Origin of the sequence: Exiguobacterium sp. 8H, from assembly GCF_902506255.1 — a bacterium.
In the GTDB taxonomy this organism is placed as follows: Bacteria; Bacillota; Bacilli; order Exiguobacteriales; family Exiguobacteriaceae; genus Exiguobacterium; species Exiguobacterium profundum.
The window spans coordinates 410868-428654 of the sequence record NZ_LR733429.1 but is presented as its reverse complement, the minus strand read 5'-3'; the positions used below and the strand labels follow the sequence as shown (position 1 = coordinate 428654).

Genomic DNA, 17787 nt, shown 5'->3' with positions numbered 1-17787 from the left:
CCTCATTTGGAAAATCTACTATTTCATTGAAACAAATCTGTAACAGTTCTGAAAGATATTTTTTAAAACATAGGTAAATGGCTTAATATCTTTTTGTCGAATTCACGTCAAAAGGTGAAAATAATTACTTTTGTACTAAAAAAAACCGCCTCCTTATCAAGGAAAGCGGTTTTTTAGGAATAAAGTCCCTTTTAAAAGTGTTTTCAATGGAAATCACACATCGAAAGTTGTATTTCAGTTTGATTTCAGTTTTTGCAATTCAAACAAGAAGTTGTCATTTAATATCTTGATATACGTTCCTTTCATTCCTAAAGAACGTGATTCAATGACCCCTGCACTTTCTAATTTCCGAAGTGCGTTGACGATGACCGAACGCGTGATTCCCACTCTGTCGGCAATTTTGGAAGCAACTAGCAATCCTTCGTTTCCACCAAGCTCTTCGAAGATATGTTCGATTGCCTCAAGCTCTGAATACGATAACGAGTTAATCGCCATCTGGACGACCGCTTTCTTACGTGCCGACGTTTCGGCTTCCGCAGCCTTCTCACGAAGGATCTCCATTCCAACTACAGTTGCAGAGTACTCCGCGAGAACGAGGTCATCTTCTGTGAATTCATTCGCCAATCGACCGAGTACGAGCGTACCTAAACGTTCTCCTCCACCGATGATTGGAACAATCGTCGTCATGGAGTTGAGGAATAGATCGTGGTTCTCGACTGGGAACGCTGTATATTCACTATCGATATCGATGTTCGCTGTCGTTTCTTTCACATTGAACAAGTTCGAAGCATATGGCTCCGGGAACTGTCGATCGACTAAGAATGCTTTCATCCGGTCATTCTCAATCTGTTGTTTGATTGCAAAACCGAGAAGTCGTCCCCGACGGCTCACGATAAACGTGTTGGACTCAAGGACTTCACGCATTTTGTCCGCCATTTCTTTAAAGTCAACGTGCGCACTTGCCTCTTGTTGAAGCATTGTGTTTAATTGGCGTGTTTTTTCTAGTAAGTTCATATTCTCTATTTCCTCCCTGTATGTGCATACAGAATCTTATAATATATATTGGCTCAAATCACGATCGTCGGCGATGGAACCGACTTTTGCTTGTACGTAAGCTGGTGTGATTTCTACGGTTGTTTGTGGCATATCTGCCGCTTCAAATGATAAATCTTCTAAAACGCGCTCCATTATAGTATAGAGGCGACGTGCACCGATGTCATCGGTCTCACGATTGACATGTGTCGCAATTTTCGCAATTTCTTCAATGGCCTCATGCGTGAAACGGACCGTGATTTCTTCAGATTCTAACAAGGCCGTATATTGTTTAATGAGTGCCTGTGACGGTTCCGTCAAAATCTTGACGAAGTCTTCTTCCGTCAAGCTGCTCAATTCAACACGAATTGGGAAGCGTCCTTGTAGCTCTGGAATCAGGTCAGACGGCTTAGCCATATGGAATGCACCGGCCGCGATGAAAAGAACATGATCCGTTTTAACCGGTCCATACTTCGTGACGACCGTAGATCCTTCTACAATCGGAAGAATGTCACGCTGCACCCCTTCACGGGATACTCCGGCGTGATCTTGTGATTTTGTGGCGATCTTATCGATTTCATCCACGAAGATGATACCCATCTGTTCACTGCGCCGCACGGCTTCATCGTGGACTTCGTTCAAGTCCAGCAAGTTCTCTGCTTCTTCAGCAATGAGAAGCGGTCTTGCTTCACGAACCGTCAGCTTACGTTGTTTCCGTTTCTTTGGAACGATTTGACCGAGCATATCCTGAAGATTCGACAAACCTTCCATCCCTTGACCCTGAAACAAATCCATCGTCTGCTTTTCTTCTAATTCCACTTCAATCACGCGTTCTTCGAGTTCACCGAGTTCGAGCAAGCGTCGAAGTTGCGAACGGTCATTATTGGATGTGTCCGACGTGGTTTCTGGCTGTTGTGTCTGTCCGCCGAACAACGCTTCGAACGGATTCGATGCAGTAGGTGTCGCTTTTGCTTTTCCTTGTAGCGCATCTAAAAGGCGTTCCGTCGCCGCACGTTCCGCTGGCTCCTTCACATCTTCTTTTTTCTCTTCTTTGACAAGACGAACCGATGCCTCAACGAGATCACGTACCATCGATTCAACGTCACGACCGACGTAACCAACTTCCGTAAATTTCGTTGCTTCTACCTTCACAAACGGTGCACCGACAAGCTTAGCTAACCGTCGAGCAATTTCGGTCTTTCCGACCCCGGTCGGTCCGATCATCAAAATATTTTTTGGTGTAACCTCATCGCGAAGGTCTGCACTTAACTTTTGACGACGATAGCGATTTCGTAGAGCAATCGAAACTGCTCGCTTGGCATCCTTTTGTCCGATTACAAAACGGTCTAACTCCGTTACGATTTGTCTAGGTGTCAACTCTCGGTTCATTCAGCAGCGCCTCCAATCGTTTCTACAATGACTTGATCATTTGTATACACGCAAAGCTCACCAGCGATTTCAAGAGCGGCACGCGCGATTTCTTCAGCAGACTTTTCAGCAGAATGGCGTACGAGTGCGCGACCTGCCGCTAAGGCATAGTTCCCACCGGATCCGATTGCAAGAATTCCATCGTCCGGCTCAATCACTTCTCCATTCCCAGAGACGAGCAAAAGATGATCGGCATCCATCACAATCAATAGTGCCTCGAGTTGACGCAACATCTTATCCCCACGCCATTCTTTCGCAAGTTCTACCGCTGCTCGCGGCAAGTTACCGTTATACATTTCAAGTTTCGATTCAAACTTTTCAAACAATGTGAAAGCATCGGCTACGCTACCTGCAAAACCGGCAACGACTTTCCCGCCATAAAGGCGTCTGACTTTCTTCGCCTTGTTTTTCATGATGACGGCATTCCCGAATGTGACTTGGCCATCTCCACTCATCGCACATTGGCCATTGTGTCGAACTGCAAAAATCGTTGTTGCATGAAACATATCGTAACCTCCTACTTTCTTGGATGTGTCGCTTGATAAATCGACCGAAGTCGTTCGGTCGATACATGGGTATACCGCCCGGTCGTTGACAAGGACTCATGCCCAAGCAACTCTTGGACGGCACGCAAGTCCGCTCCCCGTTCTAACAAGTCCGTCGCAAAGCTGTGTCGCAACGAGTGCGGGGTAAGTGGTTTATGTACCCCACTGTCTTTTCTCAAACGTTTCATGACATAGCGGATTTGGTCTGTTGTCATCCGATTCCCTTTTTGACTCAAAAATAATGCGGTTTCTGTCGGGAGCCCGATACCTTTGCGTAATTCGATATAACGCTGCAAAGCATGTACGGCATATTGTCCGATCGGGACATATCGTTCTTTCTTCCCTTTTCCCATCACATGGACAAAGGATAAAACCTCATCGAACGAGGAAAGGTTCATCCCACACAGTTCTGCGACGCGGATTCCCGTCCCATAGAGCACTTCTACGATGGCGACGTCCCTCGCCTGTAAAAAAGGATCTTCCTGCCTCGAGGCAGCCTCCAACAGTTGCTCGACTTCCGTCGGGACGGCAAAGGTCGGCAAGGACTGTCTCTTTTTCGGTGAGGTCAGGTCGTGGAACAACGGTTCTCCACCTTGTTCTCTTGCCATAAACTTCCCGAATTGCTTGAAACAAGATACTTTTTGGGACACCGTAGACGCGGCCAATTGTTTCTCATAAAGGACATATAAATAACGCCGCGCCGTCTGAGCATCGTAGGGATCTTGATGCGTCGATTGGCAATATGCGGCGTACTGGTCGAGCGTTTGCTCGTAAGAGCGTTTCGTATGAGGAGACAGTCGACGTTCAATTTGGCAGTAGCGTAAAAAGGATTGTCGATCCTCTAAAAATCCCATTTTATCGCCTCCTCGATGACTCGTAAAAACGCATGTTCTCGTCAAATCGAAATTAGCATAGCATACAGAATGTAAGGTGACAATAGATAGCCGTTCAATAATCTGAAAATTTTCAAAGTATGAAACAAAATACACAATTGAAATTTTACTTCAAAACAAAAGAGCCAAAAAATGGCTCTCCTGTTCAAAGATCTTTATACTGTTGTATCGTTTCTAACGCACGGTTCGCGTAACGCTCGTACCGTTCTTGTTTCTTCATCTTTTTCGGAGCGTCTTCTAGTGATGGTACCAATCCGAAGTTTGCGTTCATCGGTTGGAAGTGCTTCCCGTCGGCTGTCGTGATGTAATGCGCCATCGAACCAAGCATCGTCTCACGCGGGAGAACGACGAGTTCTTCACCTGTAATCATCTTCGCCGCATTGATCCCAGCTAGAAGCCCGGACGCTGCCGACTCCACATATCCTTCTACCCCTGTCATCTGACCGGCGAAGAAGAGCGTGTCACGTGTACGCGCCTGATACGTCGGCTTGAGTAAGCTGGGTGAGTTGATGAACGTGTTACGGTGCATGACACCGTAACGGACGATGTCCGCATTCTCGAGTCCCGGGATGAGACGGATGATGCGCTTCTGTTCGCCCCACTTCAAATGTGTTTGGAAGCCTACCAAGTTATACAGTGTGCCCGCCGAGTTGTCTTGACGAAGCTGAACGACGGCATATGGACGTTTTCCTGTCTTCGGGTCTTCTAATCCGACCGGCTTCATCGGTCCGAAAAGAAGCGTCTTTTTCCCACGCTCGGCCATGACTTCAAACGGCATGCATCCTTCAAAGTAAATCTCTTTTTCAAACTCTTTTAGCGGAACGACTTCTGCCTTGATCAGCTCTTCGTAAAACACGTCAAACTCTTCTTCTGTCATCGGACAGTTCAAGTAAGCGGCTTCACCTTTGTCGTAACGCGACTTCAAATAGACTTTATCCCGATCAATCGTATCACCATCTAGAATTGGTGCTGCCGCGTCATAGAAGTAGAGATAATCTTCTCCTGTGAACGCCTTGAGTGATGCAGAGAGGTCAGGGGAGGTCAAAGGGCCAGTCGCCACGATGACGATCCCTTCAGGAATCTCTTTGAGCTCTTCGTTGTGCACTGTGACATTCTCGTGGTTCTTTAGCTTCTCGGTGATGAATCCGGCAAACTCATGACGATCGACGGCAAGGGCACCCCCAGCAGGTACACTTGCCGTGTCCGCCGCCTTTAAGATGAGCGAGTCAAGCGTACGCATTTCTTCTTTCAAGACACCTACGGCATTTTGAAGACCGTTCGCACGTAGCGAGTTCGAACAGACGAGTTCTGCAAATTGATCCGTGTGGTGCGCCGGTGTTTGACGAACCGGTCTCATTTCATACAAATCTACTTGAATACCGCGCTTAGCGAGTTGCCAAGCCGCTTCGGAGCCGGCCAATCCAGCTCCGATTACAGTTACACGTTGTTGCAACATTAATCCTCCTCTTGCTGATGTACCTCGGTGTGGGTACAGTTCGTACATTGATATTTCACGCCGTCTTTAATTTTTTTCTCGACCATCAAACTGTCGCATACTGGACACGGTTTCGCAACCGGTTTATCCCATGAGACGAATTCACATTCCGGATAGTTCGAGCAACCATAGAAGAGACGACCTTTTTTACTACGACGTTCTACGATTTGTCCATCCTTACAGTTCGGACACGGGACACCGATTTCGACTTGTACCGGTTTCGTGTTCGTACAGTTCGGGAAGTTCGAGCACGCCATGAACTTGCCGTAGCGTCCCATCTTGATGACCATTGGTGACCCACAGACTTCACAATCGATTCCGGCAGGTTCATCTTTCACTTCGATTTTCTCGATTTCTTCTTCAGCACGCTTCAATCGTTTCTCGAAAGAACGATAAATCGGAGCGACGACTTCCGTCCACTCGACTTCCTTATGCTCGATCGAATCAAGAAGGGTCTCCATGTCGGCCGTGAACTGGACCGTGATGAAGTCGTTGAAATACTCATCAATCATCTCGATGACGAGTTCTCCAAGTTCAGTCGGTAAAAACTTTTTCTCTTCGAGAACGACATAACCGCGTCGTTGGATCGTGTCGAGTGTCGGCGCGTACGTCGACGGACGACCAATCCCGAGTTCTTCCATCGCTCGAACGAGTCGCGCCTCTGTATAACGAGGTGGCGGTTGTGTGAAGTGTTGTTTCGGCTCAATCGTTTCAAACGTCACGGTATCATCCACTTCGAGAGGTGGCAATAATCCTTCCTTCTCTTGGTTCGTGTCCTCAATGTCATCGTCTTTCGACTCGATATACACTTTCATGAAACCAGGGAATTTGACCGTTGACCCGTTCGCACGGAAAATCATCCCGTTCGACTCGACGTCGATTTTGACCGTATCAAGAACAGCTGGCGCCATTTGGCTCGCAATCAATCGTTCCCAAATCAATTTATACAGTCGCAACTGGTCACGTGACAGATATGGCTTCAAGGAAGCTGGGTCGCGCAATGCTGAAGTCGGACGAATCGCTTCGTGCGCGTCTTGGGCATTCGCTGATTTCTTTTCTTTTTGTTTCTGTGAGGCGACATACTCTTCACCGAATGTCGATTCGATATATTCCTTCGCCTCCGTCTTCGCCAAATCAGAGATACGTGTCGAGTCGGTACGCATATACGTAATCAAACCGACTGTACCCTCTTTTTTACCGAGATCGATTCCTTCATATAATTGCTGCGCGAGCATCATTGTCTTCTTCGCACGGAAATTCAATTTACGGGCAGCATCCTGCTGCAATGAACTTGTCGTGAACGGCAGCGAAGCGTTCCGCTTCCGTTCTTTCTTCGTTACATCAATGACTTTAAACGTATCATCGATGGTATCGAGGACAGATTGCGCGTCTTCTTCAGACTTCAATTCCATCTTCTTCCCATCTTTTCCGTAAAATGAAGTCTCGAACGTTTCCCCATCATGATTTAAATCAAGTTTAATCGTCCAATACTCTTCCGGATCGAACGCGTTAATTTCGCGCTCACGGTCGATAATCATCTTCACGGCTACCGATTGAACTCGCCCTGCAGACAATCCTTTTTTGACTTTCTTCCATAATAATGGGCTCATCCCGTATCCGACAAGACGATCTAAAATACGTCGGGCTTGTTGTGCATCGACGAGATCGTGATTGATCTTACGTGGATGTTTAAACGATTCTTTAATCGCATCTTTCGTGATTTCGTTAAAGACGACACGACATTCTGTCGTTTCATCGACACCGAGTGCGCGTGCTAAATGCCAAGCAATCGCTTCCCCTTCTCTATCGGGGTCGGCCGCGAGAAAGATTTTTGTCGCTTTTTTCGCTGCTGTCTTCAATTCTTTCAATACCGGTCCTTTACCACGGATGGTAATATACTTCGGCTCAAAGTCGTGTTCGACGTCTACACCGAGTTGACTTTTAGGCAAGTCAATCACGTGCCCCATCGAAGCTTTGACCATATAATTCGGACCTAAATAACGTTTAATTGTTTTTGCTTTCGCAGGTGATTCGACGATCACCAGATATTTTGCCATACATCTGCTCCCCTTTTAGAGGTCATTTAAATCCCTACCATAATATTCATGTTCTCACCGGTTTGTCAACGTACAATCTTGAGATCTCGAATAATTTGATCGGAATTCGTCAATGGAATCGCACCTTCTTCAATCAACCGGTTCGGTCCCTCCGCGAGTGGATCAAGGGGTGAACCTGGCACCGCAAATACCGTTTTCCCTTGCTCTAGAGCATGTCCGACCGTATTCATCGTCCCACTCTTTCGTCTCGCCTGTATAACGACCAACGCATCGCCAAGACCACTGACCAAACGATTTCTTTCCAAAAATTGAAATTTTTGAATCGGCGTGTTTGGTACATATTCACTAAGTAAGACTCCCTCTTGTGGAATCTGTAAAAGCATGTCTCGGTTCGCCTCCGGATAAAGCCGGTTCAGTCCAGCTCCCAGTACCGCCACGGTCGGTCGACGAGCGCGAAGGGCATGGGCGTGGACGAGCCCGTCGATTCCGAGGGCGCCACCTGAAACAGATACAGTTTCTTCTATTAAAGAGTGATAGTGATTCACGAGCGATTGACTGATACGATTCAACTCACGACTTCCGACCATCGCAGTCGTTCTTTCTTGTAGTACCTCTAAATCTCCATGATAAAACAAGCAATATGGTGGGTTGGGGATGTCGAGTAACCGTTTCGGAAACAAGTCGTCTTCCCATGTGACGAAATGTTTATACGACTCCGATGCGTGCCAGGCTCGTTCAGCCCGTCTCCAGACATGTTCAGAAAATTGTGTGCGATGTGCTCCGAGTGTCCCGTTTAAATAATGATGCACAAACTCAACTGGCATTCGTGCTGCAGCAAACCGAGCTATTGTTTGATTCATCACAAACTCTCCTTTAAAAAAATGAGGGATGCAAGCATCCCTCAAGATTCTCATGTCGTCGGTTGACCCGTGACACATGCTTCGTATAATCCTTGCTGTTTCAAGACACGAATCAACGTTTCACCGATAACCGCTGGTGTTTCAGCGACTTCGATTCCATTCGCGTTCAATGTCTTGATCTTCTCAGCAGCCGTCCCTTTACCACCTGAGATGATTGCACCCGCATGTCCCATGCGCTTGCCTTCAGGAGCCGTCTGGCCGCCGATGAAACCGATGACTGGTTTCGTCATGTTGGCTTTTACCCATTCAGCTGCCTCTTCTTCAGCCGTTCCGCCGATTTCCCCGATCATGATGACCGCTTTCGTGTCCTCATCTTCGTTGAACGCTTTAAGCGTATCGATGAAGTTTGTTCCATTGACCGGGTCTCCCCCGATTCCAACAGCTGTCGATTGTCCGATACCTGCTGTCGTCAACTGATGAACCGCCTCATACGTGAGCGTCCCAGAACGTGATACGATTCCGACGTGCCCTTTCGTATGAATGTAGCCAGGCATGATGCCAAGTTTCGCTTCTCCAGGTGTGATGATACCAGGACAGTTCGGTCCGATTAAACGAGCCGGTTTGTCCTCGAGATAGCGCTTCACTTGAATCATGTCCACAACTGGGATTCCTTCTGTGATACAGATGATAAGCTCGATGCCGCTGTCTGCCGCTTCCATGATTGAATCCGCTGCGAAAGCAGGTGGAACATAGATGATCGATGCATTGGCACCAGTTGCTTCGACCGCTTCAGAGACGGTGTTGAAGACTGGAACGTTGTCGAGGACCGTCGTGCCACCTTTACCAGGTGTGACACCACCGACTAATTTCGTGTTATATGCGAGCATCTGTTCACCGTGGAACAGACCTTGCTTCCCTGTAATCCCTTGAATGATTACTTTCGTATCTTTATCCGCCCAAATACTCATGTCGTTTCCCCCTTATCGAACAAGTGCTGCGATTTTTTCTGCACCGTCAGCCATCGAGCTGGCCGTCGTGATCGCAAGTCCAGATTCATCGAGAATGCGCTTCCCGGCATCAACGTTCGTTCCTTCTAAGCGAACGACGAGTGGTAAGTCGAGTCCGATTTCTTTCGTCGCAGCGACAATCCCCTCTGCGATGATGTCACATTTCATGATCCCACCGAAAATGTTAACGAAGATCCCTTTGACCTGGTCATCAGACAAAATCAACTTGAATGCTTCTGTTACTTTTTCTTTCGTCGCACCGCCACCTACGTCGAGGAAGTTAGCGGGTTCAGCGCCGTAATGTTTGATGATATCCATCGTTGCCATCGCAAGACCGGCACCGTTGACGAGACAACCGATGTTTCCGTCGAGTGCGATGTAGCTGAGGTCGTGTTTTGACGCTTCTACTTCACGTGGGTCTTCTTCCGTCGTATCACGAAGAGCAAGGACGTCCGAGTGACGATAGAGCGCGTTGCTATCGAAGTTCAACTTCGCATCGAGCGCAATGACGTTACCGTCTTTCGTCGTGACGAGCGGGTTGATTTCCGCGATTGTGCAATCTGTCTCGACGTACACTTTATACAGCTTCATGACCATGTCACTGAACTTATTGACAAGTTTCGTCGGGACTTCCATTTTGAATGCGAGACGACGCGCCTGGAATGGACGTAAGCCAACGACCGGGTCGACGATCTCTTTATGAATCTTCTCTGGTGTATGTTCAGCGACTTCTTCGATGTCCATTCCACCTTCAGATGAACCCATGATGACAATTCGGCCGATCGAACGGTCAAGCACGAGTCCTAAGTAAAATTCTTGGTCAATCGCAGAACCTTCTTCGATATAGAGACGCTGGACAACTTTTCCTTCCGGACCTGTTTGGTGTGTCACGAGCGTTTTCCCGAGAATCTCTGAAGCATATTGCTTCACTTCTTCATCTGTCTTCGCAAGTTTAACACCACCCGCTTTACCGCGGCCACCTGCGTGGATTTGAGCTTTTACTACCTTCACTTCACCTTCAAGCTTCGCAGCAGCTGCAACAGCTTCTTCAACAGTAAAGGCCGGATAACCCGTCGGAACGGCTACCCCAAACTCTCTTAACAATTCTTTCGCCTGATACTCATGGATATTCATATGTTTTCCCCCTTAGTCCCCTTTAATATCGGCACGTCTATTGTAACGAAAAACTGAAAGCGCTGTCTATCGTTCTTGCTTTAAGTTTTCATCTTTTTTTCACATATATCCCTAGACAAATCAAATTTTATCCTGTTCCATCTGATAAAGAAACACAAAAAGTTCGGCAATGACTTGATAGACGTCCTCTGGAATCTGCTCTTCAATGTTCAAGGCCGACAGTAACGAGAGGAGCGCTGGGTCTTCATGGATAGGAATGCCGTTCGCTAAAGCAACTTCAAGCATCCGCTCGGCCACGATACCCGTTCCTTTTGCTACGACATGGGGCGCATCCATCGACTGCTCATAGGAGAGCGCCATCGCTTTCTTCTGGTCTTTCATATTTGGAGGTCCACCTTTCCGAGCGGTGCAAACGTTGGCGGAACGTGTTCACGCTTCGCTTCATACGAAAATGAAGACAGTTCGAATGACACCTTTTTTAAACCTTCTTTCAAAAGTGGTTCGTATGTACGGACGTATGGAGCCAAATCGTGTTGCTCATTGAATACACGTACGGACACGTAACGCTTTTGAATCAACACATCAATCCCGGTCTCACCATATCGCGGCGTTTCAAGAAACAAGACGATCCGCGCATGATCCGAGTCCATCGTCTCTCGTTTCGGGGCCTCTAGACGAAGTTGAACGTTTTCAAACGGACCCAATTGCGGTATGTGAAATGCTTGAGCGACGAACGGCGGGCTTTGGCTCGCGTTGAACGCTTCCTGCGCACGCACGAACTGCTCGAACTTCGGCTCACCTTTCGCTTTGAACAGTTCCCCGACGAGCGCTTTTACATCCTGACCTGCGCCGCTTTCTAACGCGGTTTTGCCGGCCGCCTTCACGGAGTCCGGCGTCAGCATCGGTTCTCGCATCAGGCGTCCGAGCTGTTCTCCTAACGCCTGCAGAGGCGACTTGGCCGCCATGAGCGATTCTGTCGCTTGCGTGACGACCTTCAAGACGAGCTTCGGTTCAACGTCCGTGACGACCAGCTTATACGTGACGTTCTCTTTCACGTTCGCATTGACACCGACCCGGAAAATCCCTTGGGGCAGTTGCATAACCGCCTCGTTGCCAGGTAAGAGCTGCAACACCTTTCCGACGACTGTGTTCCCTAGTAATAGCGGGCGTGACGTCTGTTCCGTCACTTTGAACGGCATCACCCCTTGATGATCGATCCGCAACGCGACCACTCCTTTCACATATGCTTGATGGGGGCAAACGTACGGCGATGAATCGGAGTCACCCCAAGGCTTCTTAACCCTTCTAAATGAGCCTCTGTTCCATATCCTGCGTTCTTCGCAAATCCGTATCCAGGATACGTCAAATCATATTCTTCCATCATCCGGTCCCTTACCACCTTAGCGACGACACTTGCCGCGGCTATCGACACACTGAGCGTGTCCCCTTTAATCAATGACTGTTGAGGGATGTCGAGCTCGAGTTTCATGGCGTCAATCAATAGGGCGTCTACTTCTCCGACTTGATGAATCGCCTCTGTCATCGCTAGTTTAGTCGATTCGTATATATTGATGACATCAATCGTCTTCGGCTCGACGATGCCGACACCGACCTCCGCGACCTCGATGATGTGTGCGTATGCTGCATCCCTCGCCGTTTTGGACATTTTTTTCGAATCATTCAATCCCGCGAGATAGAACCCATCCGGTAACAAGACTGCAGCAGCCACGACCGGTCCCGCGAGCGGTCCCCGTCCGACCTCATCGACTCCGACAATTCGAGTGAAGCCTCGCGCCTTCCATTCATGTTCATACGTCATGCGACGTTCGAAATCGACCTGTAACGCCCGTTCTCGCTCGAATTGACGCTGTTTTTGCCGAAGCAACGTCTGCACGCCCGCTCGTGGGTCTCGTGACAAGGTCGGGAAGATTTGTACCCATTCTTCATATCGGATGTCCTCTAGTTGTTGTTTAATCTGTTGAATCGTCACGGTCTTCCTCCTATTCAAAAAAGCCCTGTGTGCACAGGGCTTTACGCCATTTCGTGATCAGCCGGTGTCTCAAGCGAGATCCGTCCGATTTTTTCATGTCGTAGTTCATTCAAAAGTAGTTCGCTCGCTTTTTCGAAATCGACGTAACCGCCACTGATGAGACCACGTTTTTTCCCGATCAACTCAAGGAGCTCAACGCTGTCCTCGGGTAACGTTTCAAGTTTGAATCGTTCCTTTAATTGTTCAGGATAACGAGCATGCAACTCGCGAACCGTATACAAGGCGATATCATCCAAGTTGAGAATCTCGTCTTTGATAGCGCCGGTCGCGGCTAGACGATATCCGACAAGTTGGTCCTCAAATTTCGGCCAGAGAATCCCCGGCGTGTCCAACAGCTCCATCTCGCCGCCTTTCATCTTGATCCACTGTTGACGCTTCGTCACACCAGGACGGTCGCCCGTGATGGCGATGTTTCGTCCGGCGAGACGGTTGATGAGCGTCGACTTCCCGACGTTCGGGATTCCGATGATGAGCGCACGGATCGGTCCGGGGTTCCGCCCCTTCTCACGCATCCGGTCATGCTTTTCTTTCATCAACTTCTGAGCACCCGTGATGAGCTGTTTCAAGCCTTTGCTATGTTTCGCGTCGACAGCGACAACCTCGACTTCTTCGCGTTTCAATGCACGTAACCACGCCTCCGTCACGACGGGGTCGGCCATGTCTGCTTTGTTCAAGACGATGAGACGGGGTTTTCCCGCTGTAATCTCATCGACCATCGGGTTGCGACTCGACTGAGGCACGCGTGCATCTACGAGTTCGATGACGACATCGATTAGCTTTAATTTTTCAGTTACTTGTCTTCTTGCTTTGGCCATGTGGCCAGGAAACCATTGAATTGCCAAAAAAGCACCACCTTAATCTTCTACCGTGCCAACATCATCGAGTGGCCAGAAGATGAAGTTCGTCTTGCCGACAATCTCCTCTTTCGACACAAATCCGATCTCACGGCTGTCTTTCGAGTTTTGACGATTGTCTCCCATGACGAAGTATGATTCCTCTGGAACGACCGACTCACCCGTCACTTGTTCGAGTGTGAAGTTCTCGGTCAACGGGAACCCGTTCATCTGGGCACGAAACTCGTCTAAATACGGCTCTTCTACCGCTTCACCATTAATATAAAGCACATCATCTCGATATTCGAGCGTGTCGCCTGGGATGGCGATGACACGTTTAATATAGTCTTTTGATTCAGTCGCATGGAATACGACGATATCACCTCGGTCTAGCTCCCCAACATAGTTCGAAATTTTACTGACGATCATTCGATCCGCATTGTGGAGTGTCGGCATCATCGACTCTCCTTCAACGATGACAGGAACGAAGATGAACGTCCGGATGACGAACGCGATGACAAGAGCGACCACGATGGCTTTTAGCCAACTAAACACTTCTTTCAACTTCACTCACTCCTCTATCCATTTGAACTTATTGTACTAGAAAAAAAGAAGCTTGTCGCAAGCGACAAGCTTAATTCCCATCTTAACGACGGATTTCTTTAATACGTGCTGCTTTACCGCGAAGGTTACGGAGGTAGTAAAGTTTCGCACGGCGAACTTTACCGTAGCGTACGACTTCGATTTGTGCAACGCGTGGTGAGTGAAGCGGGAATGCACGCTCAACACCTACGCCGTAAGAAATCTTACGGACTGTGAATGTTTCGCTGATGCCGCCACCTTTACGCTTGATTACAACACCTTCGAAGATCTGGATACGCTCACGCGTTCCCTCTACAACTTTAACGTGGACACGTACTGTGTCACCGGGACGGAAAGCAGGTACGTCCGATTTGAATTGTTCTTCTGTGATTTCACGGAACAGTTTTTGTGTGTTCATGAATCATATCTCCTTTTTCTTCAATGTTCATATCTTCATATGCCCAAGCATCCAATAGCGGAACATCGGTAATCGATGGGTTTAACCCACATGCTCAAACATAGCATATATTTCTCAATCGCGCAACGATTGCAGAAACTTTTTATCGACATCCGTCAACTCGACATGTTCGAGCAAATCCGGACGTCGTCGATACGTGCGTTTGAGCGATTGCTCTCGGCGCCATGCCTCGATCCGGGCGTGATTTCCCGACAAGAGCACTTCCGGCACGGTCAATCCACGAAAATCAGCCGGTCGTGTATAGTGAGGGTATTCCAAGAGACCAGTCGAGAACGAGTCATCTTCATGGCTCGCCTGATCGCCAAGTACATCCGGAATGAGCCTTACGGTCGCATCAATCATGACCATCGTCGCGAGCTCTCCACCTGTCAAAACGAAATCACCGATCGACACCTCGTCGGTCGCCAGTTCATCATGGATCCGTTGGTCGAACCCTTCATAATGTCCACACAGAAAGACCAGATGTTCCTCCTTGGCCCATTCTTCGGCCATTCGTTGATTGAACGGTTTTCCGGTAGGCGTCGTGAGAATGACCCTTGGGCTCTTCGCCTCAAGGGAATGAAATGCATCAAAGATCGGCTGCGGCGTGAGCAACATGCCCGCTCCACCGCCGTACGGATAATCATCGACTTTATGATGCTTGTTCGTTGAAAAGTCCCGAAAGTTGAGGAACGACATCTCCACCTGTCCGAGCGCCTTCGCTCGACCGACGATGGAGTGATCGAGCGCATGAAACATCTCCGGGAACAACGTCAATACATCAATCTTCATCGTCAATCATTCCAGGGATTGGCGTGATGACGACACGCTTCGCATCGACATCAATCTCTTGGACGACCGATTCGATATAAGGGATGAGCGCGTCCGGCTTTCCTGGTCGTTTGATGACCCATACGTCGTTCGCTCCATTCGTTTCAAAGATGTCGTCGACGACACCAATGACTTCCCCATCCACGACAGCCTCACAGCCGATGATTTCATGATAATAAAATTCGTGTTCGTCCAAGTCGTGGACGTGTTCGGCGTGGACATATAGTTTCAGCCCTTTATATTTTTCAATGAGATTGATATTGTCAAACCCTTTGAATGTGACGAGGTGAAACTGCTTATGAGGACGATACGTCGTGATCGTCATTTCCTGTTTCGTTCCGTCGACATCAAGAAACAACGTGTTTCCTTTTTTAAATCGCTCTTCTGGAAAGTCTGTCGCCGCCAAAATCTTCACTTCCCCTTTCAGGCCGTGCGTATTGGCGATTTTCCCTACATATAACCAGTCCATCTTTTTCCCTCCTCAACAAAATAGGCCGACCTCAGAAAAGGTCGGCCACATCATTACTTCGCGTTTTTCGCGTTGTGGAATTTCTCCATGATCCCTGCTTTAGAGAACAAGTTGCGTACTGTGTCAGATGGCTTCGCGCCGTCTGCCAACCATTTGAGAGCGAGTTCTTCGTTGATGCGAACTTCTGCTTCTGGTTTTGCAACCGGGTTGTAGTGACCAACTTGCTCGATGAAGCGACCGTCACGTGGTGAACGTGAGTCTGCTACAACGATACGGTAGAAAGGTGATTTTTTTGCGCCCATGCGCTTAAGACGAATTTTAACTGCCATGGTAATATACCTCCATCATGTGTTTAAGAATTGACAACTTTTATAGTATACAGCTTTTTCGTTCGACTGACAAAAGATTTTGTTAGAAGAACGGAAGGCCGAGACCTTTTTTCTTCCCTTTCATTTGTCCTGACATTTGTTTCATCATCTTCTTCATGTCATCGAACTGTTTGATGAGACGGTTCACTTCTTGAATCGAGCGACCGCTCCCTTTTGCGATCCGCTTACGACGACTCGCGTTGAGCACTTCCGGATTGGCGCGCTCATGTTTCGTCATCGAGCGAATGATCGCTTCGACGTGATCGAGTTGTTTCTCGTCGATTTGGACGTTCTTCAACCCTTTCATCTTACCTGCACCAGGTAACATCGAAAGTAATTCATCAATTGGTCCCATGTTTTTCACTTGGGCCAACTGTTCAATGAAATCATCGAACGTGAATGACGCGTCACGAATTTTGCTCTCAAGCTCCTTCGCTGCGTCTTGGTCCATCTGTGTCTCGGCTTTTTCAATGAGCGAGAGCACGTCCCCCATTCCGAGGATCCGTGACGCCATGCGTTCCGGGTGGAATGGTTCGAGGGCATCCAACTTTTCTCCGAGACCGACGAATTTAATCGGCGCTCCCGTGACTGCCTTAATCGAAAGGGCTGCCCCACCTCGTGTATCTCCGTCGAGCTTTGTGAGCACGACCCCGGTGATTCCGAGTTTCTCATTGAAACTGTCGGCCACATTGACCGCATCTTGACCCGTCATCGAATCGACGACGAGGAAGATCTCATTTGGTTTGGCAATCGTCTTCACATTTTCGAGCTCGCCCATAAGCGTCTCATCGATATGAAGGCGACCGGCCGTATCGATCAACACGAAATCGTGATGATTTGTTTTTGCGTACTCGAGTGCCTTCGTCACAATCTCTTCCGGCTTCACTTGATCACCAAGTGAGAAGACCGGTAAATCGAGTTGTTTTCCGAGTGTCTCGAGCTGCTTGATTGCCGCAGGACGGTAGATGTCCGCCGCGACGAGAAGTGGACTTCGGTTATGCTTTTTGCGAATCAAGTTCGCTAGCTTCCCGGTCGTTGTCGTTTTCCCTGCCCCTTGCAGACCGACCATCATGACGACTGTCGGTGGTTTCTGACTGAATGAGATCGGGACGACATCGCTTCCCATCAAGTTCGACAACTCTTCGTGAACGATTTTGACGACTTGTTGACCTGGCGTCAATGATTTCATGACATCCTGACCAACCGCGCGTTCCTTCACGTCATTGACGAATTGCTTGACGACTTTAAAGTTGACGTCGGCTTCGAGGAGGGCGAGGCGAACCTCACGCATCATCTCTTTGACATCGGCCTCCGAGATTTTCCCTTTACCGCGCATTTTTGAAAGTGTCGATTGCAATCGTTCTGATAATCCTTCAAATGCCATGCTTCAGCCCCCTACTCTAAATTCTCAAGCGCAGAAATCGTGGCGCTCACGTCATCGGTGAGCTCGACTTGACGTTTGAGGGTCTGAAGAAGTTGCTGGCGCTGTTCGAACTTTTCGAATAGGGCTAGCTTTTCCTCGTACTGTTCAAGCATCGTTTCTGTGCGCTTTATGTTATCGTAGACCGCTTGACGGCTGACTTCAAACTCTTCCGCAATCTCTCCGAGCGAGTAGTCATCTAGGTAATAAAGAGACATATAGTTGCGCTGTTTCGGTGTGAGGAGCGCTTGATAGAAATCGATGAGATAGTTCATGCGATTCGTTTTTTCGAGCGTCAAACCTTTCACCTCCACATGTTAAGTGAA

The 17787-nt window shown here is 48.4% G+C and carries 20 protein-coding genes; all 20 read right to left on the bottom strand.

Features of this window, described 5'->3' with window-relative positions:
• Positions 1–234: 234 nt before the first annotated feature.
• The 20 genes from codY to GVY43_RS02030 all read right to left on the bottom strand — a co-directional run bounded on the left by codY (position 235) and on the right by GVY43_RS02030 (position 17760).
• On the bottom strand, positions 235–1014 hold the full coding sequence (codY, locus tag GVY43_RS02125) for a GTP-sensing pleiotropic transcriptional regulator CodY (RefSeq protein WP_074037253.1): 780 nt from the start codon (positions 1012–1014) through the stop codon (positions 235–237).
• Positions 1015–1050: 36 nt separating this feature from the next.
• A complete protein-coding gene (gene hslU, locus GVY43_RS02120; protein WP_074037255.1) occupies positions 1051–2421 on the bottom strand; it encodes an ATP-dependent protease ATPase subunit HslU in 1371 nt (456 codons plus the stop codon).
• Positions 2418–2966, bottom strand: coding sequence for an ATP-dependent protease subunit HslV (gene hslV / locus GVY43_RS02115; protein WP_078146697.1), 549 nt, complete (start codon positions 2964–2966; stop codon positions 2418–2420). Before hslV ends, hslU begins: the two co-directional genes overlap by 4 nt.
• A gap of 11 nt (positions 2967–2977) precedes the next feature.
• Positions 2978–3859 carry a tyrosine-type recombinase/integrase gene (locus GVY43_RS02110; RefSeq protein WP_159562087.1) on the bottom strand — a complete coding sequence of 294 codons (882 nt, stop codon included), beginning with the start codon at positions 3857–3859 and terminating at the stop codon, positions 2978–2980.
• 184 nt (positions 3860–4043) lie between these two features.
• Positions 4044–5354 carry an FADH(2)-oxidizing methylenetetrahydrofolate--tRNA-(uracil(54)-C(5))-methyltransferase TrmFO gene (trmFO, locus tag GVY43_RS02105; protein WP_159562086.1) on the bottom strand — a complete coding sequence of 437 codons (1311 nt, stop codon included), beginning with the start codon at positions 5352–5354 and terminating at the stop codon, positions 4044–4046.
• Positions 5354–7450, bottom strand: a complete 2097-nt coding sequence (topA, locus tag GVY43_RS02100) for a type I DNA topoisomerase (RefSeq protein ID WP_078146694.1) — start codon at positions 7448–7450, stop codon at positions 5354–5356. Before topA ends, trmFO begins: the two co-directional genes overlap by 1 nt.
• Positions 7451–7515: 65 nt before the next feature.
• Positions 7516–8310, bottom strand: a complete 795-nt coding sequence (dprA, locus tag GVY43_RS02095; protein ID WP_074037261.1) for a DNA-processing protein DprA — start codon at positions 8308–8310, stop codon at positions 7516–7518.
• Positions 8311–8360: 50 nt separating this feature from the next.
• Positions 8361–9278, bottom strand: a complete 918-nt coding sequence (gene sucD, locus GVY43_RS02090) for a succinate--CoA ligase subunit alpha (RefSeq protein WP_015881376.1) — start codon at positions 9276–9278, stop codon at positions 8361–8363.
• A 12-nt stretch (positions 9279–9290) separates the two neighbouring features.
• Complete coding sequence (gene sucC / locus GVY43_RS02085; protein ID WP_159562085.1) at positions 9291–10451, bottom strand: ADP-forming succinate--CoA ligase subunit beta; 1161 nt, start codon at positions 10449–10451, stop codon at positions 9291–9293.
• A gap of 120 nt (positions 10452–10571) precedes the next feature.
• The gene (locus GVY43_RS02080) at positions 10572–10832 is read right to left on the bottom strand and encodes an EscU/YscU/HrcU family type III secretion system export apparatus switch protein (RefSeq protein ID WP_074037264.1); all 261 of its coding nucleotides are present in this window, start codon (positions 10830–10832) and stop codon (positions 10572–10574) included.
• A complete protein-coding gene (locus GVY43_RS02075) occupies positions 10829–11683 on the bottom strand; it encodes a hypothetical protein (RefSeq protein ID WP_236548913.1) in 855 nt (284 codons plus the stop codon). Before GVY43_RS02075 ends, GVY43_RS02080 begins: the two co-directional genes overlap by 4 nt.
• A gap of 5 nt (positions 11684–11688) precedes the next feature.
• A complete protein-coding gene (locus GVY43_RS02070; RefSeq protein ID WP_159562083.1) occupies positions 11689–12441 on the bottom strand; it encodes a ribonuclease HII in 753 nt (250 codons plus the stop codon).
• 41 nt (positions 12442–12482) lie between these two features.
• On the bottom strand, positions 12483–13343 hold the full coding sequence (gene ylqF, locus GVY43_RS02065) for a ribosome biogenesis GTPase YlqF (RefSeq protein ID WP_159562082.1): 861 nt from the start codon (positions 13341–13343) through the stop codon (positions 12483–12485).
• A 12-nt stretch (positions 13344–13355) separates the two neighbouring features.
• Positions 13356–13898: a signal peptidase I gene (lepB, locus tag GVY43_RS02060; RefSeq protein WP_015881370.1), complete on the bottom strand. Its 543-nt coding sequence runs from the start codon at positions 13896–13898 to the stop codon at positions 13356–13358.
• An 82-nt stretch (positions 13899–13980) separates the two neighbouring features.
• Positions 13981–14334, bottom strand: a complete 354-nt coding sequence (gene rplS, locus GVY43_RS02055) for a 50S ribosomal protein L19 (RefSeq protein WP_015881369.1) — start codon at positions 14332–14334, stop codon at positions 13981–13983.
• A gap of 114 nt (positions 14335–14448) precedes the next feature.
• Positions 14449–15165 (bottom strand): tRNA (guanosine(37)-N1)-methyltransferase TrmD, encoded by a 717-nt coding sequence (trmD, locus tag GVY43_RS02050; RefSeq protein ID WP_159562081.1) that lies wholly within the window; start codon positions 15163–15165, stop codon positions 14449–14451.
• Positions 15155–15673, bottom strand: a complete 519-nt coding sequence (gene rimM / locus GVY43_RS02045; RefSeq protein WP_159562080.1) for a ribosome maturation factor RimM — start codon at positions 15671–15673, stop codon at positions 15155–15157. The genes trmD and rimM overlap by 11 nt, the downstream gene beginning before the upstream one ends.
• A 53-nt stretch (positions 15674–15726) precedes the next feature.
• Entirely contained in the window at positions 15727–16002 is a 276-nt protein-coding gene (gene rpsP, locus GVY43_RS02040; protein ID WP_015881366.1) for a 30S ribosomal protein S16, read from the bottom strand.
• A gap of 82 nt (positions 16003–16084) precedes the next feature.
• Entirely contained in the window at positions 16085–17425 is a 1341-nt protein-coding gene (gene ffh, locus GVY43_RS02035; protein ID WP_159562079.1) for a signal recognition particle protein, read from the bottom strand.
• A gap of 11 nt (positions 17426–17436) precedes the next feature.
• Entirely contained in the window at positions 17437–17760 is a 324-nt protein-coding gene (locus tag GVY43_RS02030; RefSeq protein ID WP_015881364.1) for a putative DNA-binding protein, read from the bottom strand.
• Positions 17761–17787: the final 27 nt, after the last annotated feature.